17 protein-coding genes are annotated in these 25,364 nt (G+C 60.6%); 2 read left to right on the top strand and 15 right to left on the bottom strand.

Features of this window, described 5'->3' with window-relative positions; translation table 11 throughout:
• Positions 1 to 50: 50 nt before the first annotated feature.
• From GY33_RS0105625 to GY33_RS0105560, 14 genes are all read right to left on the bottom strand, one after another.
• The gene (locus GY33_RS0105625) at positions 51 to 605 is read right to left on the bottom strand and encodes a MotA/TolQ/ExbB proton channel family protein (protein ID WP_051822336.1); all 555 of its coding nucleotides are present in this window, start codon (positions 603 to 605) and stop codon (positions 51 to 53) included.
• 75 nt (positions 606 to 680) lie between these two features.
• Positions 681 to 2,021: a MotA/TolQ/ExbB proton channel family protein gene (locus GY33_RS21655; protein ID WP_031386401.1), complete on the bottom strand. Its 1,341-nt coding sequence runs from the start codon at positions 2,019 to 2,021 to the stop codon at positions 681 to 683.
• Positions 2,018 to 2,908 carry a DUF3450 domain-containing protein gene (locus GY33_RS0105615; protein ID WP_235185473.1) on the bottom strand — a complete coding sequence of 297 codons (891 nt, stop codon included), beginning with the start codon at positions 2,906 to 2,908 and terminating at the stop codon, positions 2,018 to 2,020. The genes GY33_RS21655 and GY33_RS0105615 overlap by 4 nt, the downstream gene beginning before the upstream one ends.
• Before the next feature lie 392 nt (positions 2,909 to 3,300).
• Positions 3,301 to 5,679 (bottom strand): efflux RND transporter permease subunit, encoded by a 2,379-nt coding sequence (locus GY33_RS0105610; RefSeq protein ID WP_051822333.1) that lies wholly within the window; start codon positions 5,677 to 5,679, stop codon positions 3,301 to 3,303.
• Between the two features lie 30 nt (positions 5,680 to 5,709).
• Complete coding sequence (locus tag GY33_RS0105605; RefSeq protein ID WP_152555088.1) at positions 5,710 to 6,996, bottom strand: DUF1302 family protein; 1,287 nt, start codon at positions 6,994 to 6,996, stop codon at positions 5,710 to 5,712.
• 13 nt (positions 6,997 to 7,009) lie between these two features.
• Entirely contained in the window at positions 7,010 to 7,777 is a 768-nt protein-coding gene (locus GY33_RS0105600; RefSeq protein ID WP_200874836.1) for an outer membrane lipoprotein-sorting protein, read from the bottom strand.
• 47 nt (positions 7,778 to 7,824) lie between these two features.
• Positions 7,825 to 9,570 carry an ABC transporter ATP-binding protein gene (locus tag GY33_RS0105595; RefSeq protein WP_031386396.1) on the bottom strand — a complete coding sequence of 582 codons (1,746 nt, stop codon included), beginning with the start codon at positions 9,568 to 9,570 and terminating at the stop codon, positions 7,825 to 7,827.
• Entirely contained in the window at positions 9,567 to 11,387 is a 1,821-nt protein-coding gene (locus GY33_RS0105590) for an ABC transporter ATP-binding protein (protein ID WP_031386395.1), read from the bottom strand. The genes GY33_RS0105595 and GY33_RS0105590 overlap by 4 nt, the downstream gene beginning before the upstream one ends.
• Positions 11,388 to 11,427: 40 nt before the next feature.
• A complete protein-coding gene (locus tag GY33_RS0105585) occupies positions 11,428 to 12,312 on the bottom strand; it encodes a DUF4198 domain-containing protein (protein WP_031386394.1) in 885 nt (294 codons plus the stop codon).
• A gap of 266 nt (positions 12,313 to 12,578) precedes the next feature.
• Positions 12,579 to 14,780 (bottom strand): TonB-dependent receptor, encoded by a 2,202-nt coding sequence (locus tag GY33_RS0105580; RefSeq protein ID WP_084184818.1) that lies wholly within the window; start codon positions 14,778 to 14,780, stop codon positions 12,579 to 12,581.
• Positions 14,781 to 15,025: 245 nt separating this feature from the next.
• The gene (locus tag GY33_RS19645; protein ID WP_161788446.1) at positions 15,026 to 15,994 is read right to left on the bottom strand and encodes a helix-turn-helix domain-containing protein; all 969 of its coding nucleotides are present in this window, start codon (positions 15,992 to 15,994) and stop codon (positions 15,026 to 15,028) included.
• Between the two features lie 273 nt (positions 15,995 to 16,267).
• Complete coding sequence (locus GY33_RS0105570) at positions 16,268 to 19,639, bottom strand: ABC transporter permease family protein (protein ID WP_031386391.1); 3,372 nt, start codon at positions 19,637 to 19,639, stop codon at positions 16,268 to 16,270.
• A complete protein-coding gene (locus GY33_RS0105565; protein WP_031386390.1) occupies positions 19,636 to 20,523 on the bottom strand; it encodes an ABC transporter ATP-binding protein in 888 nt (295 codons plus the stop codon). Before GY33_RS0105565 ends, GY33_RS0105570 begins: the two co-directional genes overlap by 4 nt.
• A gap of 286 nt (positions 20,524 to 20,809) precedes the next feature.
• The gene (locus tag GY33_RS0105560; protein WP_051822330.1) at positions 20,810 to 23,011 is read right to left on the bottom strand and encodes a TonB-dependent receptor; all 2,202 of its coding nucleotides are present in this window, start codon (positions 23,009 to 23,011) and stop codon (positions 20,810 to 20,812) included.
• A gap of 290 nt (positions 23,012 to 23,301) precedes the next feature.
• Between GY33_RS0105560 and relB the strand changes: the two genes are divergently transcribed.
• Positions 23,302 to 23,526 (top strand): type II toxin-antitoxin system RelB family antitoxin, encoded by a 225-nt coding sequence (gene relB, locus GY33_RS0105555; protein WP_031386388.1) that lies wholly within the window; start codon positions 23,302 to 23,304, stop codon positions 23,524 to 23,526.
• A complete protein-coding gene (locus GY33_RS0105550) occupies positions 23,510 to 23,779 on the top strand; it encodes a type II toxin-antitoxin system RelE family toxin (RefSeq protein WP_031386387.1) in 270 nt (89 codons plus the stop codon). Before relB ends, GY33_RS0105550 begins: the two co-directional genes overlap by 17 nt.
• A 66-nt stretch (positions 23,780 to 23,845) precedes the next feature.
• On the opposite strand, the gene GY33_RS0105545 is transcribed toward GY33_RS0105550, so the two are convergent.
• The gene (locus GY33_RS0105545; protein ID WP_031386386.1) at positions 23,846 to 24,814 is read right to left on the bottom strand and encodes a helix-turn-helix transcriptional regulator; all 969 of its coding nucleotides are present in this window, start codon (positions 24,812 to 24,814) and stop codon (positions 23,846 to 23,848) included.
• Between the last annotated feature and the right edge of the window lie 550 nt (positions 24,815 to 25,364).

Genomic DNA, 25,364 nt, shown 5'->3' with positions numbered 1-25,364 from the left:
TGCTGAAAACGAGATATACAGGGCGCACACACAGGTGCGCCCCTATGGCTCTATCCTCCGCCCTCTTCCTTCCGCCCTTCCGCTTCCAACAAGTCCCTGAGCAGCACGTCCGCGGCCTGTCGGGCCTTGGATCGGCCGCCGCGCTGCAGGCGGATGCTGAACACGAAGCCGGACAGGGCCACCACCAGCCCGGCCATGGTCGGGATGGTGGCCATGGACACGCCCGCGGCCATGGCCCGTGGGTTGCCCGTGCCGCTGAAGCCGATGGTGTCGAAGACCAGGATCATTCCGGTGACCGTGCCCAACAGACCCAACAGCGGACACACCGCGATCATGGTCCGGATGAGAAACAGAGAGCGGGTCAGGCTCTGGCGCAGTTCGGACACGTCCTTTTCCAGGATCTTTCGAGCCAGCCGACGGTCCGTGCCTGGGGCATGACGACGCTTGGCGCGGACCGAGGTCAGTTCCCCGGGAAAAACCCGCCAATGGTGCCAGTAGCGTTCGATGATCAGGGTCCAGAGAACGATGGCCACGCCGAGGATGGCCCACAGCACCGGCCCGCCGGCGTCAAGAAAACGTTGCAAGTTGAGAAACTGTTCGATCATGGGTTGTTCCGTGAACGGGTACGTGAACGGGAACGAGAAGAGCTGCTTCGTGCACGTTCACGTACCTAAAAAGGCTTATTTCTCCCTCATTCGCTGGATATGCTCGGCCAGCAACCCGGCGCCCTGCTCCTCCATGATGGTCGTCAACTGGCGGCTTTTGGCCGCGGCAACGCTGTGCAGCAGCAACAGGGGAATGGCAATGGAAAGCCCCAGGGCCGTGGTTACCAGGGCCTGCGAGATGCCTCCGGCCATGAGCTGGGGGTCGCCGGTGCCGAACAGGGTGATGGCCTGGAATGTCTCGATCATGCCCACCACCGTGCCCAGAAGGCCCAGCAGCGGGGCCACCGCGGCCAGGATCTTGATGGTCGTCAGGCCCCGTTCCAGGCGGGGGACTTCCTTGAGCACGGCCTCGTCCAGGCGGATTTCCAGGGTCTCGGAATCCGAGAGACTGTTGGCCTGGGCAAGGAGCATGATTCGGCCCAGGGGATTGTCAGGCAGCCCCTGGAGGCTGCGCAATTGCCGGCGGATCCGGCGTCCGATCACCGTAAGCATGGTAAAACGGACCACGAAGACGATCACGCCCACCAACCCCAAAACCAGGATGATCATGCCGATCTCCCGGCCCTGCTTGATTCGTTCGGTCAGTGTCGGGGACTGGACCAAGTGGGTCAGGATCGCGCCCCTTGAGGGGTCCAGCGCGAAAAAGGTTGTTTGCCCGGGCAAGGCCTGTTCCAGGTCCCTTGCCAGGCGCAGATACCGACCTTGGGGCTGGCGCGGCAGTTCCAGAAACTGGTTGCGGCCCTGAACGTGGGATAGGTACGCTCCCTCGGAAACCGCGCTGAAGGGGCCCACGCGCAAAACCTCCCGTTGCCGCGCGCTTCCGTCCGGCAGCACCACCTCGCTCATGAACCGGTCCGTCCGGCTTGAGCCGACCATTTCTTCCAGGAGTATCAGCCAGAACCGCTCCAGTTCCTCCATGCCTGGCAGGCCGCGGCTGTTGCCCAATGCATGAAGAAAATCCAAGGCCTCGGGCTTGTCGGCCATGGCCAGTGAACCCAGGAACTGGGCGTGGAAATCCCCGGCGCTTTGCCGCACCACGCCGAACATCTCGCCCAGACCGCCCTGCTGCTCGCGCAACACGGCTTCCAATTCCGCGAGCACGGCCTCGTTGGCGTCGTATTTCGCAAGCAGACGCTCCTGCCTGTCCCGCTCGCCGCGCACCAGGGCCCGGGCTTCCTGAGTCCGCTCACGGGCCGCGTCCAGATCGGCCATGAATTCCAGCTCCCGCTCCCGGTCCTTGCGCTGTTCCTCCGCGGCCCGCTGGCGGGCCTGTTCCAGAAATGCGTCCAGTCCCGTCGAAGCCTGAGCCGAAACGCAGCAAACGATCAGAAAGAATGCCAGAACAAGACTTCTCACGGCTGGTCCTCCCGCAATGCTTCCGGGTGAGGAAACGGGGAGACGGATGGCGCCTCAGACACCGTCACCGGGACCACGATCAGTTCGGGAGCGGCCTGCCGGGCCGCGATGCGCAGCCCCTGGCGCAGGGACTGGTTGTGGCGATTCTCCAATACCGTCCAGGCTTGTTCGCCGACCTCCCAGAAGCCGCTCTCCGTCCTGTCCAGGGTCTGGTAGGCCAGCACCAACCGCCCGATGCGCAAAAACTCCACGCTGCGATCCGGGCCGTCGCCGTCGCGCAACTCGCCCTGATAGGCTTCAATGGTCCGGCCGTAGTCGGCCTCGACCTGGTAGGCCTGCATGATCTGGCGGAACTTTTCCGGGATGTCCACATCGGCCCGGCGCATCAGGGCCCGCAAGCCCTCCACCCGGGCCGCGCGCTCCTCATTCAGAAAAGGCAGATCCGCGACGGTGAATTCCTCCAGAGCGTCCAGCATCCGCAGCATCAACGGCACGATCTCCCGCTGGGTGACCAGGATGTCCTCGATCTGCCGCTCCAGGGAAGCCTGCTCCGCCTTTTGGGACAGCGTCATCTGCTCCAGGTTGTCGTTGTACACGGCCAGATTGTCATACTCGCGACGCAGCTCCCGATACTCCTGCAACAGTTGCATGGTCTCGTCGGACATGGCGTCGATCTTCATCTGGGACGCTTGGCTATGGCGCAAGATCCCCTCTTCCGCTTCGATTGCCCGAGTCACCTGGTCGGACCCGAAAACCAAGGACGACCAGACGATAAACAGAAAGGGTATGCCCCACGTGGCGATTCGACACGTTCTCCCCCAGCCGGTTCGCCTGGCGGATGCGGACACTTGTTCGAAATGAACTGACAACACGCGTATTCTCCTCATGAATGAAGTCAAAAAAAAGTACCTATAAAGCCGAAAGCCAAAGGCCCGGCATGCCCGACACTGTCGAAGTGATGAACCGACACAAGGGATAAAGGAAGTCATAATCGCAAAGAGACGATGATTCTGTTCATAAGGAAGAAACCTTCAGGGAGTAGGCTGATTTCGATTCACCGCTTTCGTCACTGTGCTTTTATACCGTGATTGGATAGATGGCAGTCAAAATAGTGGCTCAGACATCCTGCTTGTCTGCTCGGGTAGGATGCTTGAGCCACACGCTTCACAAACGGCAATTCAGATACAGCCAACTCCCCGACTAACAAACTATGACAAATCATGTCAACGAACATGAAAACCATACTCAAAAACTCCGCTTTAAAAACTTCACACGCCCTTCATTGCCGTTGATCCGAAAACGCTCTGTCCCCAGGCACACGCTCCTCTCCAAAGGCCTTGAACCACCTCAGCAGGACCGGGGTCATGAAAAAGTCCGCCGCCAGGGCCGCCAAGATGCCCACGGCCACCAGGAAGCCCATGTTCACGAAGACATTGGCCGCGGATGTCAGATAGGCCGAGAACGTCAGGATCAGGACCAGGGAGGTCAGCAGCAGGGTCACGCCCACGGTGGCGAACACCCGGCGGGTGCTTTCCGGGTAGCTGCCGGTGCGTTCGAACTCCAGCTGGCTGTGATTGGTGAAGTGAATGGTGTCGTCCACGGCCAGTCCCAGCAGCATGGGAATCACGGTCACGGTCATCATGTCCAGGGGGATGCCCGCGAAGCCCATTACCCCGCCCACGGCCAGGACCGGCGCGAGGTTCGGGACCATGGCGATCAACCCGGTCTTCAGGCTGCCGAAGACCACGGCCATCAGCGCGGCGATAACTACCAGGGCGATGAACAGGGACTGGATCTGGCCCCAGGTCACGTACTCCATCATCACGGTAAACTGGGAGATGGAACCAATCAGCAGGATATTTGCGTCGGGAAACAGTTCCCCGCCAAGTTCCTCGATCCGGCGCAGCTCTCTGGCCGCCTGGCCGGAATTGTAGTCGTCCACCTCCACCATCAGCCGCAGCCGCTGGTAGTCGTAATCCACCCATTTTTCAGCCTCGGCCCCGCCGGCGTTTTCGTACAGCAAGAGCAGTTGGGCGATCATGTCCCGCTCTTCCGGAATTCCGTAATAATCCGGATCCCCGGCATTGAGCACCTGGTTCATGTCCTTGACGATGTCCAACAGTGAACTGACCTTCTTGGTCAGGCGGAAGGATTGGATCTCGCCCACCAATTGGTCGAACTTGCGCAGGTTCTCCGGTTCCTTGGCCGCGCCCGGACGGTCGAATTCCAGGGCAACGCCGTAGGAGTACATAGAACCGACCGGCGTCTTCCCGACATAGTCGAGGCGCTCCACGTAGGGAATGCCCACGCCCATGGTCCGCCGGACGTCGAATGAGACTTCAAGCCGGGCCAGGCCGACCAGGCAGACCACCGCGACCAGGGCAAACGCGACAACGGAGAACAGTGGACAGGAGAGTACCCGTGCGCCCAGATACTCCATGAGCCGCTCCAGGGGGCGCAGTCCGCGGCCGCGCCCCCCGGCCGCCCCGGGAGCGACATCCTTGCCGAAGCTCAGCAAGGATGGCAGCAACACGATGACCAGGACATAGGTCACGGCCACCAGGCAGGCCGCGGTCAACCCCACCCAGCGGATGGGCCGCATCGGGATGAACACGAACGAAAGCAGCGCGGCAATGGTGGTCAGGGCGCTGAACAGCAGGGGCCATCCGACTTCTTCCACGGCGTGGACCAAAGAGTGGCGCCGCTTGCCGGTGCGCAGAAACTCGCGCTTGAAGAAATTGAAGAGGTGGATGGAGTAGCCGATGGCTAAGGCCAGACACAAAAAGATCGGCAGAAAGATCATGGACGGGTCGTTGCTGATGCCCAGGTAGCCCTGAGTCCCGAAAACAATGACCATCCCGCTGACCGCGGCGATCAGCGGGAAAACCACGCCGCGCACGCTGCGCAGGGATACGGCCAGAACGGTTACGGTCAGCAGCAGGGAGATGCCCAGCAGCCGCGGGGTTTCCCGTGAAAAAAACTCCCGCTTTTCCACGTCCACCACGGGCAGGCCGGTGGTTTTGGGGTTCAGGGCGCGATACTTGTCCTGGGCCGCGATTTCGTTGACCATCCGGCCCACCGTGAGGTTCGGACTTTCCCCGCCATTTCCCTCCCAGGCGTCGGGGAGCGTCTTCATGCGCAGCATGACCCAGGTATGCCGACCGTCCTCGGAGACGATCCGATCGCGCATGGCCGGCTTGGCCAGGGCCAATGCCCTGATCCGGGCCAGTTCCTCCGAGGATGTCGGAACGACTTCGGGCACGAGGTCGATGATCTCCATGCCTTGGTCCGTGCCCAGCATGAATTCAAAGTCCGTCAGGGAGAGCACGTCGTCGGCATAGGGCACCCGTTCCATCAACTCCCGGCCCAGCTCCCGGATTCCGGCCAGGATGTCCGGCGCGAACACGTCCTCCGCTTCCACCAGGACCGCGCAGAACTCGTCATTGCCGAAGATCTCCTCGAACCGCTCCTTGGTCTGCAACAGGACGTCGTCTTCCAAAAACCAGTTCTCCTGGGAAACATCGGACTCCAGCAGCCGCAGGCCGCCGACAGCGACGGCCATGGCGGCCAGGAAGATGAGGATGTTCAGCCACCGCAGCCGCAGCACGACTTCCCCGATGCTCCGAAAGCGGGCGTTGATCTTCTGAATGTTCAGCATGAAGCGGACTCTCCGTTGGTTCCGTCGAAATTAGAAACTATACTTGACCTTGACCCAGACCTGGGTGTTGTCCCGGTACCCGCCGTACGACCCGGCCCGATCGCCGCCGAAAACATCCGCGCCCACGGAAAGGGTCAGTGCGTCGGTCACCGCGTATTCCGCCTTGATCCGGTCGAAGAAATCCCCATGGTCCAGGTCGTAATACAGCATGTTGGACAGGGTCAGGGTCTGACGGAGCAGCTTTTTGGAAACGTGCAGCGTGGCCAGGTAGGAATTGGCCTGTTGCAGCAAGCGCCCTTCATGAGCGAACATATGCTCGCCGACCAGTTGGGCCGTGACCATCCAGTCGTTGCCCGGAGTCCAGTCCGCTCCGGCCAGCCATTTGAGGGCATTCTTCCGGGCCGGGTTCTCGAACAGGGAGGCCGGTTCGAAGTACCGCCCCCGGAAATAGGCGGCCTCGCCCCTGAACACGAAATCCGACCAGGGCCGCGAGCATTCCAGACCGAAAACGGTCAGCCTGTGGTGCCTGGGCTCAAGGGCGACATGCATGCCGTCCTCGTCATCCAGCACGTCGCGGTGCATGGCCGGGTGGTCGTCCCAGGTATGAAAGATCGACGCCGCCGCGTCCCAGCCGGGAAGATAGGCGGACAGCTTCAGGGCGATCTCGCTGTTTTCCAGGGTGGTGGCCGGTTCCCGCGGAGCGGCTGAGCTGACGCGGACGTTTTCCGGCACGACCCGCGCAACGGCCCACGGATTGTCTCCCGTGGGCAGGACCGCGGCCTTGAACACCGGAATCCAGATCAGTTCCGTATCGACCCATTTCCCCAGCAGTCTGAATTTGACCGCGTCCACGGGCATGCGGATCTCGTCCAGGTCGCGGGTCACGGACTCGGTGTAATCCGGCGGCGAGACGATGTCCGTGATCTGGACCCCGTCGGCCTTGCCCCAGATCACGATCTGGCGACCGGCTCGAACGTCCCACCCGTCGCCGTCATGCTCCAGCCAGGCCTCCCGTGCCTCGACCCCGGTCTCCGAGGACAACTTCCAGTTCTTCTCCGCGTCCGCGGAAACGAAACCGTACACCGGTCCCAGGTCCGCTCCCAGGTCCAGGCGCAGTCTTGCCCGCGAGGTCACGGCGTCATGGGGTTCGCGCAGCCGCATGGACTGAAGGGTTTCCAGAAATCCCGAAAGCTCCAGCCGTTCCGTCCAGGGCTGCTCCTCCCCGGCCGCTCCCCAATTAGCCGCCAGCAGGAACGCGATGCAGGTCACCACTGCCGCGGCCCGCCGCATGCCTGGCAGTCCGCCTGAAAGAGACATTTTCAACGGGCTGCTAGCGGATACGGCCGCGCTGAATGGTGGACACCTGAAACAGGTCATCGTCCAGGCCGGTGTCGTAGCGCACGGATTCCATGGTCATGACGGTCTTGTGTTCCCTGGAGACGTTGTCCATCTCGGAGTGGAACAAGGTCCAGAATCCTTCGTGCGGCCTGAGGTCCAAGGCCCTGTAGATTTTCACCAGACCGTCCTTGTCATAGTATTCGGCCTGGACGACCATGTGCGCGGACTTGCTCACCCAAAGCACCCGCCTCGTGTACAGGTCCCTCGGGTCCACGGGCACGGCCTCCACCTTCCAGCAGTCGTGCCCCATTGCCTGCTCCTCGCCCAGCAGCTCATGCACGTCCTTGTCCACGTTGCGCCGCCCCATGTCGTCGTAGGTGAAGTCCGTGCCCATGAAGTACTCGTTGCGCGACGAGCCGCTGATCCTGCGGACCTTTTTCAGGGCCGGCATGTACAGCCACTTGTCGTCCTCCCGGTCCAGCTCGTCGTATTCCCAGGACAGATACGCCGTTCCCCGGACGTCCGCCGGCTCCCGGAAGACCATCACCGACTTTCTGTCCCGCCCGTAATCCTTGGAAAAGCTCTCCACCTGCCGGACCCTCTGGCTGCCTCGCTTGTTGATCAGGGTCATGGTCAGGACGGACCGGCGGTCTTCGCCGTCCGGGCGTTCATCCACCAGAACCATGATTTCCCGGCCGCCGAGTTCCCGGGCCGATGCCGGGATGCCTGCCGTCAGTACAAGCAGTGCCGCTAAACACATCGTGATCAGTATTCTTGCTCTCATCCTCAATACCCGTGGTTGCGTGTTCAAAATTTCCAGCCCTTCAGCCGTTGCTGTTCATCCCAAAGATTTTTGTAGAGACCGCCCTGGTTCATCAGATCCTCGTGCCGTCCCTCCTGGACCACGCGCCCCTGATCGATGACGATGATCTTGTCCGCCCGGGTGATGGTGTTCAGGCGATGGGCGATGACCACCACGGTCCGGTCCCGGACCAGCTCGTCGATGGCGGCCTGGATGTGGACTTCGTTCTGGGGATCAAGGGCCGCGGTGGCCTCGTCCAGCAGGACGATGGGCGCGTTCTTGAGCAGGGCGCGGGCAATGGAGATGCGCTGTTTTTCCCCGCCGGAAAGCGTGCCGCCGCCCTCGCCCACCAGGGTGTCGTAGCCGCCTGGCAGGGCTTCGATGAAGTCGTGGCAGCGGGCCGCGCGGGCCGCGGCGGCCACCTCCTCGCGACCGGCCTCGGGCCGGCCGATGCGGATGTTGTTGAAGATCGTATCGTTGAACAGGTAGACGTCCTGGAACACGATGGCCATGTTCTCCAGCAGGTGCTCGTTGGTATAGGCCTTGATGTTCCTGCCGCCGATGCGCACCTCCCCCGCGTCCACGTCCCAGAACCGGGCGATCAGGCGGGTGAGCGTGGTTTTTCCCGACCCCGAGGGCCCTACCAGGGCTGTTAGCGCCTTGGCCGGAATGCGCAGGCTGATCTCTTTCAGAACCTCGGTTTCGTGATAGCTGAAGCCGACTTTCTCGAACTCGATGTCGTATGCCTGCATGACCGTGCTTCCGTCGCCCTCGGGCAAAGGCCGGCTTTTGCGCAGACCTTCGATGCGTTCCACGCCCAGGCGGAAATAATTCAACTCGCCCATGAAGATCAGGGCGTGCACCAGGGGTTCATAGACCCGCGAACCCAGGATCAGGAACATGATGTAGACCGGCAGCGAAACCTCGCCCGCCACCAGCAGGGTGAACCCCAGGAGAATGATCAAGGGGAAGCCGCCCTGCAGGACGAAGGAGGCGAAAATCATGGTCGGTCCGGCGCCGGCTTCGAGCCGGATGCTGTCCTGTTTCAGGCGGCGAAAGGCTTTTTCCAGACGGTCGAAACGTACGCCGCCCAGATTGAAGGCTTTGATCAGACGGATGCCCTGGATGTATTCGATCATCCGCGATGCGGCCCGCACCTTGCTGTGCTGGTGCTTTTGCCCGAAGAAAGCGATGATCTTGAAGGATATCCAGGCCAAAGGCAGGGCCAGGGGGATGACCAGGGCCGCGGCCAGGGCCAGCTTCCAGCTCATAAAGGACAGGAAGGTCAGCAGCACCAGCGGAGCGGCCAGGCCGCCGCACAACTGCGGCAACTGATGCGTCAATAGTTGCTCTACGTTGGCGTAGTCGGAAACGATATAGGCCCCGATGTCTCCGGGGTCGCGGGTATTGTAGAAGCCCATGGGCTGTTTGCGCAGATGCTCGACCATGGCCAGCCGTCCGTCGGCGCAGATTTCATAGCCGTCCTTGTAGGCCGCGAAATAGGCCTTGCGGCTGACAAGGTAGAGCAGGAACAGCGAAATCAGCAGCAGCAGGCACCACAGGGCGATGCGCCCGACATCCAGCGCCGTGCCGGGCTCCTGCAAGGGCTTGAACAGTTCCCAGACCACCATCAGCAGAACCCCGTAGGGAGCGCCGCGCAGGAAGTATTCGAAAACTGTCCACAGGATCAGCGGGCGCACCCGCTCCGGTCGGCCCATGGTGGCCGAGTTGATCAGCGCCGCGTAGTTCATGATCGCGTCTCCTCCCCGCTTCCACGGGAAGCGAGCACCCACTCCCGGGACATGGTGTAGGTTTGCCACATCCGGCTGTACAGGCCGCCTTGCTCCAGCAGGGCTTCGTGGCGGCCCCGTTCGACCACCCGGCCGCCGTCCACCACCAGGATCTGATCCGCGTTGGTGATGGTGCTCAAACGATGGGCGATGACCAGCACGGTCTTGCCCTTGATCAGCCGGGCGAAGGAGGCCAGGATCTTGCCTTCGTTTTCCGGATCGGCATAGGCCGTGGCCTCGTCCAGGATCACCACGGGCGCGTCCTTAAGAATGGCCCTGGCCAGGGAAATGCGCTGCTGCTCGCCTCCCGAGAGGTAGGTGCCGCCCTCGCCCACCAGGGTTTGATAGCCCTGGGGCAGCTTCTCGATGAACTCGTGGCACTGGGCCGCCCTGGCCGCCTCCCGCACCGTTTCGAAGCCGGACGTTGCGTCGCCCATGCGGATGTTCTCCTCAATAGTGTCGAAAAACAGCATGTTGTCCTGAAAGACGAAAGAAACATGGCGCATCAGTTCGGAGGTGCCGATCCGCTGGATGGGAACGCCGCCGATCCTGATCTCGCCGCCCGAAACGTCCCAGAACCGCGCGGTGAGCATGGCGATGGTGGACTTGCCCGCCCCGGACGGCCCCACCAACGCGGTTACGGCCCCGGGCCGCGCCTCGAAGGAGACCTGTTTCAAAACCGGGTCCGCGCCGTAGGCAAAGGTGACGTCCTCGAACACCACGCCGTCGGCCGTATGGTCCGTTACGGGCCGCCGCGGTTCGACAGGCTCAATGATCTCGGGCTTGTTCAGGATTTCGTCGATGAGTTCCACGCCCATGGCGTTCTGTTTCAGCAAACTGCCCATGTACAGCAGTTTGAGCAGAGGGAAGAAGACGCCGCCGCCCAGGATCAGGAACAGAAACACCGTGGGCGCGTAAACCGGATAGGAAGGCGCGGCGACGAGCAGCGCCACGGAGGCGGGGATCAGGAACAGGACCGTGGAGGACAGCAGCGTCAGAAAGCCGGTGTAGGTGGGGGCGAATTTCCGGGCCATGGCAATGGTGTCGTCGCGAAAGGCCAGGATGTCTCGCTGAAGGCGCTCAAATCCCTCCATGGATCGTCCGAACACCTTGACCACCTGGATACCGCGAACGTACTCCACGATGCTGCCGTTCATCCGGCCCAGAGAGGCGTGATAGGCCTCGTACTGGACCTTCATCTTCGGACTCCAGACCATCGCGACCTGCAACAGCACCGCGGCCAGGAACACCGCCAGGACCACCAGGGCCAACCGCCAGTCCGCGACGAGCAGGTATCCCAGAATCAGCGCGGGGAAGACCACGGCCGAGGTCACGTCCGGGATGTGGTGGGCCACGAACAACTCGATGCGCTCCACGTCCTCGGCCATGACCTTCTTGATGTCCCCGGAGGACCGCTTGGTGAAGAACCCCATGGGCAGCCTGGCCAGCTTGCGGGCCAGGGCCAGCCGCAGTTCGTAGAGGATGTTGAAGGCGGCGATGTGCGAAAGCATCCCCGAACAGAAAAAAAGCACTCCAAACAGAAGAATCGCGCCCAGGCTGACGTAGCCCCAATGCCGGATGAACCCCGCGTCGATCCCGGACGGATCGGCGGCGTGAGCCGCCAATTCCGTCAGGATATGGTATGCCGCCACATAGGGTACGAACAACGCCACCGAGGCCAGGACCGACAGCAGCATCGACCCCAAAAGCCACCACTTTTTCGTTCCGGACAGCTCGATCAAGCGCAACAGACCTGTTTTTCTCTTTTCTTGCTTCATCTCTTTATCCGTCCAGGCTCATCGCCGCTTCGGTTCAACTCTATTTCACCGTGAAGGTCAGACTCGCGCCGTGGTAAACCTGATCCGCCTTGCCGACCAAATCCTTGAGCGGGCCGTCCGGGGTCACGTCGTCCTTGTGGCTGACGCTGATCATCCACTGCCCGGCGCTCTGCACCCGGAATTGGGCCTTGCCGTTGATGATGTAGGAGAAAAGGGAAAAGCCATCGCTCTGTCCGAACCCGGAGCCCTGGGCCGTAATGTACTCGATGCTCTTTGCCGTCGCGGTCAGCGGCTGGCCGTGGAACAGCACGTCCACTTCGACAAGATCCCCGATACGCAGATTGCTCAGGTCGGTGCGGGGGATGATTTCCAGGCCGTGCCCCAAAGGCGCGGGATCGGTCCATGCGCCCACGGTCAGGAAAGACTTGGCAAAGGCCTGGTACTTTACGGACATCAGAATCTTCTGAATATCCTGAATCTCGTCACGCGGCTTCATCTGCAGCCGGGGCCGCCCTTGCGTGTCCATGTATTGAGTGAAAAAGGAGGCCGTGGACACGGCGCTGAGCTGATAGACGCCTTCAGCGCCGTCCTTTTTCAGGGCAACCTTTTGCAAGGCCATGTCCGCGGCGAACAAATCAAAGTTGCCGGTGGTCAACACGGGCTCGCCGGATGCCTGCCCGGGCATGAGCAGATCGGTCCTGGCCATGGCCGGGTCGATCAGTTCGAAGCGGTCCAGGGCGATGTTGCCGCTGGGAGAGTTGAGGATGTCGTCCATGGGCAGAACATGCCCCCAGCCCAGGGAAACCATGGCGTGGGGAGGCTGATGCGCATGGGATTCAAAGACGTTGATCCACAGGGAATGGGCCCGGGCCGACACGACGCTCAGCAATACGGCCAACACGGTGAAGACAATCGTTTTTCTCATGGATAGCTCCTTTAGAGGTATGAAAGTTGACGGCATGAAGGTGTGAAAGATATCCCCTTCCGACCTGCTGACCGTTCATCAACGACAGATTTGAGATTGTTATCCATTTTCATTCACGACTCTACCCGGTACGGGAAAACAAATGCCCCGGACGGGAAATGTTATCGAAATACCACACAAAAAAGCCGGTCACGCCTTCACTTCCAACGCGACGCGGATAGCGCCCGAGGGCCGTAAGACGTTCCCGGCTGGGAGGAGGGAAATGGCTAGAATTGGTACCGGACACCTACTCCGAAGGTTCGCGGTTGTCCGTAGGAAATGACATGCATGCCGGAAAACATGCTGACGTATTTCTCATCGGTCAGGTTGCGCCCGTAAACATAGAAATCCCAGTCAGCGAAGCGGTAGCCGATTTTGGCGTCGACGAGGGTATACATGTCCTGTTTCGGAAACACCTCAATGGCATTGACGTTATCGTGGAAGTATTGCTTGCCTATGTTTGATACGTCGATGCGTCCGTAGAATCCGCTTGGGTGCGTGTAGCCCGCGCCTGCTCGGATTGTGTGTGCCGGGGTCTGTTCGATTGTCTGTCCGTCAAAATTACCGCCACCCCAGTCGTAATCATCATACTTGGCCTGGATGAAGCCCATGGCGGCGTTCAGTTCCAGTTCGTCCAAGGGACGGTAGGTTGCCTCCAGTTCCACACCCTGAGAATGGGCTTTTTTAGCGTTGCCCGTGACGTACATGGTGCCAATGGCCTTGGAAATATGGATATCTTCAATATCCATGTAAAAGATGGATGCGGCCACGGACCCTCGCTCGAAATTGCCCTTCACGCCCCATTCGTAGTTGGTGGAGATCTGCGGCTCGAATCGGTTGTCCTCGGCGCTGCCGTCCATGGCGAAATAATTGAACCCGCCGGGCATGTAGCCCCTGGACCAGGAAACATAAGTGTTCCAGGCATCCGCGAACTGCCAGGACAAGGCCGCCTTCGGCAGAAATGTCTCCCAGGTTTTTTCCGCCTCAAGCTGGTACATGGCCGGGCCGGATATGCCCACGGGCAAATAGTACATGGAGAGATCGATCTTCTTCTTGATGCGCTGGTAGCGTCCGCCCAGAGTCAGTTCAAACTGTTCGGCAAAAGGGATCGTAACTTGGCCGAAGGCGGCCCAGGTGTCTGAATCGGTGTGGGATACGGCACTCATTTCCGAGTTTCCGAGGTATGCATAACTGACCGGATCAAAGTCGGGGAATTGCATGCCCATGCGGTCTTGATCATGCTTTTCCGTTTCAAAATAGAGACCGCTCACCCAGCGCAAACCCCGTTCGTTGTTGCTGGACAGGCGGAGTTCCTGAGTCCAGCTTTTCGCGTCAAAGTCATTGAACTGGATCAGACCGGCATAGAGCGGGTCATTGCCGAAGTCAGCGTCATACTGACCGCTGAATTTCAAGTTTTTATGGGTTGTCACGGCATTGAGGGACACGGGGCCGAAATCATAGGCCAACCCCAGGCTCTGGGCGTTGTTCTCCGTGATCTGCTTGGTCGGCGCGTCCATTTCCAGCGTTTCAGCGTCGTCGCGGGAAAAATCGCCGATGACCGCGCCGCTGGGTAAGCCGATACCGTTGATCCCGTGTTGTCGGGAGTATTCGTTGTTCAGGGAGAGTCTTGCCGTAAACCGGTCGGTGGGAGTCAGGGCCAGGTTGAGGTTGAGCCTGCGGTCATCCTCCTTGTTGAAATTCTTGTCCATCCCTTCGGCTGTGTTTTCGATCCAACCGTCATCCTGCCAGTACTGACCGTTCAGGCCGAGAAACAGTTTGTCGTTGATCAGTGCGCCCGAGGTATTGAAAACGCCTCGCATGTAATTGTAACTGCCGTATTCGGTCCCGACCTTGCCCTGCCAGGTGTTTGTGGGCGTCTTGGTGACGATGTTGATGACTCCGCCGATGGCGTCCTTGCCGTACAGCGTGCCCTGAGGGCCTCGTAAAACTTCGACTCGTTCCGCGTTGACCAGGGAGGCGTCAAATCCTTGGATATTACTGTGAGGGACGCCGTCGATATAGATGACCACCGGATTATTATTGGTGAATATGGACGGATTCAGCCCCCGGACACTGACGGCACCGGCCACCGGACCGGAGCTGACCTTCATGTTGGGGATTTCCCTGATAATATCGGCCACGGTTTTAATGCCTCTTTCCTCCAGCATGATCTCATCAATGACCGTGATGCTCTGGGGCACGTCGGTGATATCTTCATCGATCTTGTTCGCCGTGACCGTGATGCCCATCACGGCGATGACCCGCTCGGATTGCGCCGCTCCAGGCTCCACGATTCCTGTTTCTTCGGCCCGAACACCTCCGCCTGCCGCGAGCAGCAGCAACACGGCCACCACTACCGGCCCCACCCTGGGGCATGTCCAAAGCTTGGCATTTGCCCATCGCCTGATAAAAGAAATGCAATCCGACATGAATCCAACCTCCTTACGTTCGAGTTAGTGCGTCAATACGAATTTGTTTCCCATTTTCATTAACGCATCAACCCGAAGCGGGAATTCTCTTGATGCCCCGACCGGGAAAGCCGAGGCTCCGGACTTTCTTTACGATTGGACGACAGGGGAAAGACAGAAAAAAAGATGATTCGTTTTTCAGAAACGAAATATCCCGGCCAACATACGCGGCGAGAACAATGCGGAAAATCAAGAGACGCCGGGGATCAGGATTTTGGCGTGCAACAGGAGGGCAGGCGGCCGTGGAAGCGCTTGAAGGCCGCGCTGAAATGGCTGGGATTGGAATAGCCCACGGCAAGGGCGACCTGGAGGATGGAGCACTTGCCGGATTCGATCAATTCCAGGGCGTGCTCCATGCGCAGCTTGCGCACGTACTCGCCGATGGACAATCCGGTGCGGTTGCGGAACCCGGCCTTGAGATAGCATTCGTTCAGCCCCACCCGCCGCGCCAAGGCTGAGATGGTCGGCGGGTCGGCCCACTCCGCGCACAGAATATCCACGGCCTCGTCAACGGCTTCGCGCCGCCGCGCGGTGCTCCGCGCTCGGCCTTGCCAGGAAGGGAAGTCAAAGGACAATATCCGGGCCAGCAGTTCCAGGACCAGGGATTCAAATCGCAGTTGGTCGCACACGGTGTCTCGCGGCATGGCGAGCAGGCGTGATGCGCTTCGGACGATGGAGGACGTGCCGGGAACCGCTTGAATTAATGGAGAAAAAACACGGCCTGTTTGGCCGCAGGCCTGATGAGTGCCCTGAATCATCGCCTCCAACGCCCGTCCAAGTTCACCGGGAGCTCCGTCCAGCCAGGCATCAACCATGGCCGACGGCAGCTCGATGGACAGACCGCGCATCACGCAGCCCGCCGGCTGCATATACCGGATTTCTCCCACCCTGCCTTTGTGCAGCCACAGCTCACGGCCTTGTACGTTTTCGCGGAAATCCATCTCCGGGACGGCGAATTCAAAACCTCCGGACAACAGGACGTGAAAACCGAGCCTTAACGAGACATCATTGTAACGGCTTTCAAAGGGGGCTTCGAGCAGGTAGTCGCACATTCCTACGCCCAGACCGCGGTCGATCTGGATCATTTCCATCCAGCCCCGGCCCTTGCCCTGGGGCAGTTCCAAGCGCAACCGCTCCCCGCGACAACCATTCACTGTCGCGGTTTCAGCGAACACGCGCCACTTGCTGTAATATTGCCGGTAAAAATCGACGATCGAACCGCCCGTGTCGGAGGGAACACTGCAACAAGACTGGGTTGAGGACATCGAAGACCTTGATACGCTTAGCCGCCGGGGCAGCGGTTCGCTATCCCGGAGAGGGCGGTTGAGCACGGCAAAAGAATGGACATCCATCTTTTGCCGTGCTGCATGAACGAAATCAGCGTCTGCTTGGAAAGAAGATATGAATTCTCAATATTAATATCAATATCGTATGTCAACCTAGTATTACTACATGGAATTATCCTTCGGTGCCCTTTCATAGGACGACCAAGCATCGAGAAACAGAGCGACCGACTCCGCGGGATCAAGGGCATCATTGGTTTCGGTCGGCACTATGACAAGACGTCCGCCCTTGGCTCGATAGCGCCATGGTTCGGAAAGCGAATCCGCGGGGATCCAGCCGCCGTTCTCCCATTGCCAGCGCTCCCCCGAAACCAGGGTTCGCGATCCGGTGACCGATACGCGAACGTCCGACGCATTGGGCGCGCCGAGCATCTGATCCGCCAGATGCTTGCCCGCCAATGAGGCGAGCGCGGCGCCAATATCGCCGCCCATGCGCGCCTGTCGCAACAAAGAGGCAATATCCCCGGGCGTCAGGCGGCTGGTCCAGTCCAGGGCGGCGAGGGGCGCATAGTCAACGGCCCAGCCGTCCGTCTCGGCGTATCGCAACGGCCCCACCGGCGTCGCGCTGGCGGCAATGGCCTGGGCCACTTGATCCGCTCCCTTGGAAAGCAGGACGCCCAGCGCCTCAAGGCCGTCGGTCTCGGCCACGCAAAGCAGCCCGACGGCGCCCGGCAGCCCGTTGTTCAGCCAGATCGCGCCTTCGCCCTGGCGCAGGTCCGCGGCATCCCGCACAACCCTGCGGGCCAGCGCCGCGGCGATTTCGGCCCGGCGCACCCAGCGACCAGTCCCCATGGAGATTCCCTGGTCAGCCACGTCCCAGTGAGGATTCTCTGCCAGCAGCAGCCAGCTTCCGGTCAGGACTGAGTCACCCAACTCGCGCGGCCATTGGGATACGACCTCCACTGAGGGACTTTGTCCGAGCCGTCGGGCGACACAAGCCCGCATGTCCGCCAGATCCTCGGCTACGGCCACGGCCGTGTCCGAGCGGCTGGGGTCGTGCATCAGCGTAACGCCGCCATGGCTTGCGGATACCGCCGACGGTGCCCAGACATCCGCGAAATCCAGCAGGCCGTGGATTTCGCCTTCCCGGACATGGCGCGCCCGGCCATCCCCCTTGACGGTCACGCGCCAGGTCCAGTGTCCCGACGGCGCCGCCGCGCCGCTGGGCAAGGCCGCGTGGTACCGGGGCAGGCGCACCTCCTCCGGCAGCCCGAAACGCTCCCTGTCGAAAGGCACGCGCAAGACCCGGTCCGCATCAAAGCCAAGGCGCGGCATGACCTCGGGGGCATGCAGCCAGTAGGCATGGCGCAGCAGCCAGGCAGGACGCCGTTCCGTGTCCAGCCCTCTTGCCGAAATGAACCAGGACAGTTCCACGTCGCATCCCGTTTCCGGACAAAGCCCCAACGGCAAGGCCAGATGATCGTGCTCCACCACGGCCTCGACCTCCCGGCCCCCGACCCTGGCCGACGTCAATTCCAGCCCGTGCGGCAGGGTGGCATGCAGTTCTGATCCGTCCGCCAGTACGCCATGCAGTCGCCAAAATCCGGTCAGCACCCGCGAATCGGGGTCAACTTCCAGTTCGACCCGGCCCCCGGCAATGGAAAAAGCGCCCTGCCGATCCAGCCAGCGGGTTTCCCACTCCGCGTTTCCCGCAAGTTCCTGCTCCAGGGTTTCGTAGCCGCCTTCCACGACGTAGCGCTGGTGCAGGAACATGGCGAAGATTCCGAGGGAGACGGAAGCCGTCACCGCCACGACGCCGGCACCGCCCAGCAAGCGATTCCGGAACATCCGCCAGCGGATATGCGGTCCGGTATCGGTTCCCCGCCGGGCAACCATGACGGAAAGGGCCAGCAGAACCACCACCAGCGAGAGCTTGAAGCCGTCCATCAGCGCCAGTTTCTCGACCCAGGGCGTCAAACCCGTCAATCCGGAAAACCCGATCACCACCGGCAAGCCGATCTGCAACGGAGGGTAGGTGATCAGTTCGGCTTCATGGTTCACGATCATAATGAAGGAGGCCAACACCGACGCGGCATACGCCGGTCCGGGCCGCCTGATCAGCGCATGCAGCAAGATGGTCGCCGCCGCGATTTCCAACAGGGCAGGAGTGATCGCGGTCAATTGATAAATCAGGGGCTGCAGCAGCCTTACGTGCTGAGGAGCAATAAACAGCGTGGTCAGGATGCCGCTGACTCCGGCCAGGACAGCCAAGACCACGGTGATCGTCATGGCCGCCAGGGATCGTCCCACGAGCCGCACGAAACACGGCGCGGGCGCGGCATCGAATATCTCGCTCATGCCGGGTTGCTCGTCGCGTCGGGCAGCCACTCCGACCAGGCCCGTGATCATGAAGACGATGATCAAGAGGAACATCTTCGCCAGGAGCGGCGTGACCAACTCCGGACGGGGCGTCAAAGGGCCGTAGGCGTGCTGGACCACATGTACGTATGCTCCGGCGACGCCCAGCAACACCAGCATGGCCAGCGTCACCCACATCCACCGCCGTTCAAAAAACTGGCGCGTCTGCCATAGCGATTCGCTCACCGCCGCCCGCCACCAGGCATTCGCGCGAATGGGGCCGACTGGAAATACGCTTTCCGTGATTCTCCCGGCGGCAACTCCCTTAGAGGCCGGACTTTTCGGCACCGATTCCAGAACCAGCCACTCGCGCCGGACGCGCCACAGGACGATCCCCAGCAGCACCAGGGGCAAGCCGCCCCAGATCAACCGGTTCCAGAGCAGCGCGGGGCTCAAGGCCAGCAGCGCGGTGCGTTTTTCATGGGGGGTCCAGTTGTCGACGACCTGGTGTTCTGCTTCCGCGTAAGCGGATGGATCAAGAATCGTCACGTAGGATTGATCGAAATGACCATCCTTGAGAACGATCATGGCCACCATCCAGCAGGCCATCAGGGCCGCGGCCACCGCGAAGGGACCGCCCACGCCCCTGGTCCGAACCGCGGCGATGAAGTAAAGGGCTCCGGTGCCCGCGGCCAGAGGCAGCGTAAAGATCAGGGTGGCCCAGCCAAAGGCCAGCCACGGCATCGGCGCCAGGGATCCACGGGGAATCGCACCCATCCACTCCAGGACCGGCGCGACGAGAAACCCCACGACCTGTGAGCTGCCGACGACAAGCCCCACCCCCAGGGCGCCGACATAGCGCGCGGCCAGCAATCGCCGCAGAGAGATCGGGGCCGCCAGCACCACCTCGTGCAGTTGGGCCGTCCGGTCGCGGACGATGGGTTGGGCGAACACCCAGGCCCAGACAAAAAACAGGAAAAACGAAATCCCCGACGTCATCAGGTACACCAGGCTGGGGGCATTGCGCGGGATGTCCGCCGCGCCCATGTCGCGCAGGTAGTCCGCGTTGGCCAGCACCAGCAGCAAATATCCCACCAGTACGACATAGATCAGCACGACAATGCCGTTGCCCATCCCGAAACGGAACTCGTCCCAGGCCTCGCGCAGAAAAAAGCTCATTCCGCCCCCACCTCCACGCCCGCCCTGGCCAACGCCAAGTGATAGGCGTCCTCCAGCCGGGGTTGATGCGTCGCGTACTCCGGGCCGGGAGCAGCGTCCGCCAGAACCACGGCCATGGTGCCTCCGGGGACGGCCGACAAATGAACTGCCTCCGGCAAGGGCTCGCCGCGAGGGATCACCCGTGACCACAACCGGCCTTGCAATCCAGCGATCATATCAGCGGGTCGGCCCTCGGCAACGATCTGCCCCCCGGCCATGATCGCCAGCCGGGAGCACAGGCTTTCGACATCCTCGACAATATGCGTGGAAAGCAGAACCACGGCTTCGGCGGCCACGTCCGCCAGCACCCGGTGAAACCGGCTGCGCTCCGCCGGGTCGAGTCCGGCCGTGGGCTCGTCCACGATCAACAGCCGGGGCGAGCCGATCAGGGCCATGGCAATGCCGAACCGGCGCAGCATGCCCCCGGAATACCCGGCCACCGCGCGCCCGGCGGCATGCGACAGATTGACCCGTTCCAGAAGCATCGTCACCTCGGCCCGCCGTTCGCCGCGGTCCGTGCGTCCCTTCAACCAGGCGAACCGTTCCAACAGATCACGCCCGGAAACACCGGGATAGGCCCCGATCTGCTGCGGCAGATATCCCAGCCGACGACGCAAGTGGTCCTGGTCGGCCAGGACGTCCACGCCGTCGAATGTGATGCCGCCCGAGTCCGGCGACTGCAGCGTGGCCAGGGTCCGCATCAGCGTGCTTTTACCGGCTCCGTTGGGGCCCAGCAGCCCGTACAAGCCCGGCCCCACCTCCAGATCAACGCCATCCAGGGCCCTGATCCCGTTCGCATAGGTCTTGGTCAGTTTCCTGACCCTGAGTCCGTCTCGTTCAGACATACTCTGCTCCACAATCTTGAATCACCGTCATTATCTCACCTTCCCAATCATTCGTTCCATGTACCGCTCCGTTTTCATTTTCCCGCCTTTCCACTCTTACCAAACTCGAATATGAAATTGTTTCCTATTTTCATTCACATCTCTACCCGACACGGGAAAACACATGCCCCAGCCGGGAAAAGCCATGCCCTGCCAAACAAAAAGCCGGTCACGTCTTCACTTCCCGCGCGACGCACATGCGCCCGAGGGCCGTAAGACGTTCCCGGCTGGCAAGGAAAGGACAGAACTAGAACTGGTACCGGACACCCACCCCGAAGGTTCGCGGCTGTCCAAACCCGGCATAGGAAACCATTGTGTTCGACCGGAAAGACGTAATATATTTTTCATCGGTCAGGTTTTGCACGTAGGCGTAGAGATCCCAATCGGCATAGCGCCAGCCAATCCGCATGTCCGCCACGGTGTAGGCACCCTGCCTGGCGAAATCCTTGTTCACGTCGTCGTAGAAGTAGATGGCGCCCTGGTTTTTCACGTCCAACCGGGCGTAAGGCCCCAGGGGATGGTAATAGGCCACGCCCACCCTGGCCGTATGGGACGGCGTCTCTTCGATCTTCTTGCCGTCGAACTTCACCGCGCCCGCGTCGTAGTCGTCGTATTTGGCGTTGATGATGCCGAAAGCGCCGGTCAATTCGATCTCGTCCATGGGCAACCAGGTCAGCTCCAGCTCCGCGCCCTGGGAATGGGCCTTTTTGGCGTTATCCGTCAGATACATGGTTCCCACGGACTTGTAGACATGAATGTCCTTGATATCCATGTGGAAGACCGACGCGGCCACCCGAAAACCCTCCAGGGCGCCCTTCACCCCCAGCTCGTAGTTGGTGGACCGCTGGGGGTCGAAGCTGTTGTCCTCGGCCGTTCCCCCCATGGCGAAATAGTTGAACCCGCCCGGCATGTAGCCCTGGGAATAGGACGCGTAAGCCGTCCAATCCTCGGCGATCTTGTAGGACAAGGCCGCCTTGGGCAGAAAGGTGTTCCAGGTCTTCTTGTCGTTAAACGAGAACATGGGCGGTCCGGCCATGCCCACGGGCAGGTAGAACATGTCCAGATCGATCTTCTTTTCAATCCGCTGATATCGTCCGCCCAGGGTCATCTCGAATCCCGCTCCCAACGGAACCATGACCTGTCCGAACACGGCCTGGGTTTTACTGTCGGTCTTGGACTCGGCGTTCATCTCAAAATTTCCGAGAGAGGCGTATGTCAGCGGATCGAAGTTCGGGAACTGCATGCCGTAGGGCCCTTGGTCGCGTCGCTCAAAATCAACGTACACCCCGCCGACCCAGCGCAGGCCCTCCGTATTGTTGCTGGACAAGCGCAGTTCCTGGGTCCAGGTATCGAGCGTGGATTCATCAAACTGCTTGAGTCCGGCAAAAAGAGGAGAATCCCCGAAATCCGCGTCATAATCTCCTTCCGCCTCCATTTTCCTGTGCGTGGTGGTGGAAGTAAGCGTCACGGCGTCAAACTCATAACCCACGTTGAGACTTTGCCCGAATGTATCGGTGGTATTGAAAGTCGGAACGTCGTAACTCACCTTTTCGGCATCATCCCTGTTGAAGGCGCTGATGCCCGTGCCGCTGGGCAAGGCGTACCCGGGTTGCCAGTGTTTCTTGGCAAAGTCGTTAAACAGGGTCAGCCGAGCGCTCAACCGCTCGGTGGGCGTATAGAGGAGGTAGCCGCTGAAGCGACGATCCTGTTTCTTGTCGGCATGCTTGCTCATCCCTGGGTATGTGTTCTCGATCCAGCCGTCGTCCTGACTGTACCAACCGCTGATGCCCGCGAAGAGCATGTTCTTGATGAGCGGCCCGCCTGCGTTGAACAGCCCCTGCACGGCGTTGAAGCTGCCGTATTCGGCCCCTGCCTTGCCCTGCCAGGTGTTCGTCGGTTTTTTTGTGACGATGTTGATGACCCCGCCGATGGCGTCCTTGCCGTAGAGCGTGCCCTGAGGCCCCCGCAGCACCTCGATCCGCTCCACGTTGACCATGGAGGCGTCAAACCCGTACCGGTCACTGAAGGCCACGCCGTCGATGTAGATCACCACCGGATTGTTGTTCGTGAACATCGAAGCGTTCAACCCCCGAAAATTCACGGCATTGCCATGATCCACGCGTACGGACATGTTGGGGATTTCATTGATCACGTCGGCCACGTTGCGGATGCCCTTTTCCTGCAATGTGAACTCATCAATCACCGTGATGCTCTGGGGCACATCGGTGATATCCTCCTCCATCTTGTTCGCCGTGACCGTGATGCCCTCCACGGCAATAGACCGCGCGGAATGCTCCGCCGCGGAATCCGCGCTCCCACCCTCTTCGGCCCCAACCCCTTTGCCGACCGCGAATACAAGCAACACGGCCACCAATACCGGCCCCACCCTGGGACACGTTCGACGCAAAGCTTTTGCCCCACGCCTGATAGAAAAAATACAATCCAGCATGAATCCAACCTCCTTGGGTTCGTGGTAATGCGTTAACCTGAATTTGTTTCCCATTTTCATTCGCGTATCAACCCGAAACGGGAATCTCGATGCCCTGATCGGGAATTATCTTGTCCGGAAAGGATTGTTAGGCGACAAGGCGAAGTATTGGCTGCGCATGGACCGACCTGGTGGGATTTTGAAAAGGCGGTGAGTGCTCGCTCGCGAGCCCGACACGGCACCTACAAGCGGCGCGAACAGGATTGACTTTGTATTACAGATAATACATGTATTACCAAAAGGAGATGATCATGCTCACCGTTCGACTTCCGGGAGAAATTGAATCCCGGCTCAACGTTCTTGCCGATGCCACCAACAGGCCCAAAAGTTTTTACGTGCGTGAAGCCCTGAAGCGGTACCTTGAAGATATTGAGGATATTTATCTTGCCGAATCAGCGCTGGAAAAATTCCGGGCAAGCGGGGAAAAAGCGATTCCCTTAGATGAACTGGAGCGTCGCCTTGCCCTGGAAGATTGAATTCACGCCGGAGGCCGCCAAGAACCTTTCACGTTTGGGAAAAGAGGCGGAAAAAAGAATCCTGCGATTCATGCGTGAGAGAATTTCGAACCTGGAAGATCCCCGAAACACGGGAGAGCCGCTCAAAGGCACACGTTTCGTCGGTCTCTGGCGCTATCGCGTCGGGGATCACCGGATATTGTGCGAAATTCAGGATCATCAAGTTCTGATCCTCGTTGTGTTGGTGGGGCTCCGGCGCGAGGTCTACAAGTAGCCTCCAAATCCCTTCATGTTGACACCCTGGGCAAGAATATCAAGGAATAATCCGAGACGTCGGTGATCAGGTTCTGGGTATGTAGCAGGAGGGCAAACGGCCGTGGAAGCGCTTGAAGGCCGCGCTGAAGTGGCTGGGATTGGAATAGCCCACGGAAAGGGCGGCCTGGAGGATGGAACATCCCCCGGATTCGATCAGTTCCAGGGCGTTCTCCATGCGCAGCTTGCGCACGTACTCGCCGATGGACAATCCGGTGTGGTTGCGAAACCCGGCCTTGAGATAGCATTCGTTCAGGCCCACCCGCCGCGCCAGGGCCGAGATGGTCGGCGGGTCGGACCACTCCATGCGCAGAACGTCCACGGCCTCGTCAACCGCCGCCCGCCGCCGCGCATCGATCCCCGTGCCGCTGTGCGGCGAATCAATATCCAAGGACAGAATCTGGGCCAACAGGTCCAGGGTCAGGGATTCGAACCGCAGCTCATCGCACACGGTGTCCCGCGGGGTCGCCAGCAGACGGGATGCGGTCTGGACAATGGAAGACGTCCCGGGAAACGAACGAACCAGGGGGGAAAAGGCACGGGGCGTCCCGCCGCGGACCGAATGATGGTCGCTGATCATCGCTTCCAGGCACTTGCACATTCCGCCGGGCGCCCCGTCCAGCCAGGCGTCAACCATGGCTTGCGGCAGTTCGATGGACAGGCCGCGCATCACGCAACGGGCCGGCTGCACGTACCGGATTTCCCCCACCCTGCCCTTGCGCAGCCACAGCTCCCGGCCTTGCACGTTTTCGCGGAAACCCATCTCCGGAACGGCGAATTCGAAGCCTCCGGACAACAGCACATGAAAGCCCAGCCTGAACGCGACATCGTGATAGCTGCTTTCAAAGGGATCTTCGAGCAGATAGTCGCACATTCCAACGCCCAGACCGCGGTCGATCTGGACCATCTCCATCCACCCGCTGCCCTTGCCCCGGGGCAATTCCATGCGCAACCGCTCCCCGCGGCTGCTGTGCGCCGGCACGGTTTCAGCAAACACACCCCACTCGCGGTAATGCCGCCGGTAAAAATCCACGATGGAATCGCCCGTGTCGGAGGGAACACTGCAACAAGACTGGGTTGAAGACATCGACGACCTTGAGGTATTTCGTCGCCGTGCCCAGCCTCACAAGATTACCAAGGCAGCAACTTAACACGGCGAAACATGGAAATCCGGTGGCGGCACCCTGTCATGATAATGTACAAAAGCGCGACCGCCCGAAATTGATAGAGGTTGTCAATATTGATATCCCTCTTAGATGTCAACGGTCTTCTGACACGCCCCTCGGTTCATGTCTTCGCTCCATGCGCGTCCGGTATTGACCTGGAATAAGGGAGAGAACATGTACATATTCTCCCCCGCCCGTCGCATTTATATCAGGCGTTATGATGATGGTGACGTCCAGGCGGAAACACGGCTCTATTCTGTCCGTGCCGCACGGGATCCGGTCGGAATTAAGCGGATCAGCCGGATTGAAAAGCCATAACGGCTTTATCTCCCCAACTTGGGCAAACCGCGAGCCTTCTCTGGTCCTGGAACTCCCGCCGCT

It is taken from the genome of Desulfonatronum thiodismutans (genome assembly GCF_000717475.1).
In the GTDB taxonomy this organism is placed as follows: Bacteria; Desulfobacterota; Desulfovibrionia; order Desulfovibrionales; family Desulfonatronaceae; genus Desulfonatronum; species Desulfonatronum thiodismutans.
This window is presented reverse-complemented; position numbering and strand designations above follow the sequence as displayed.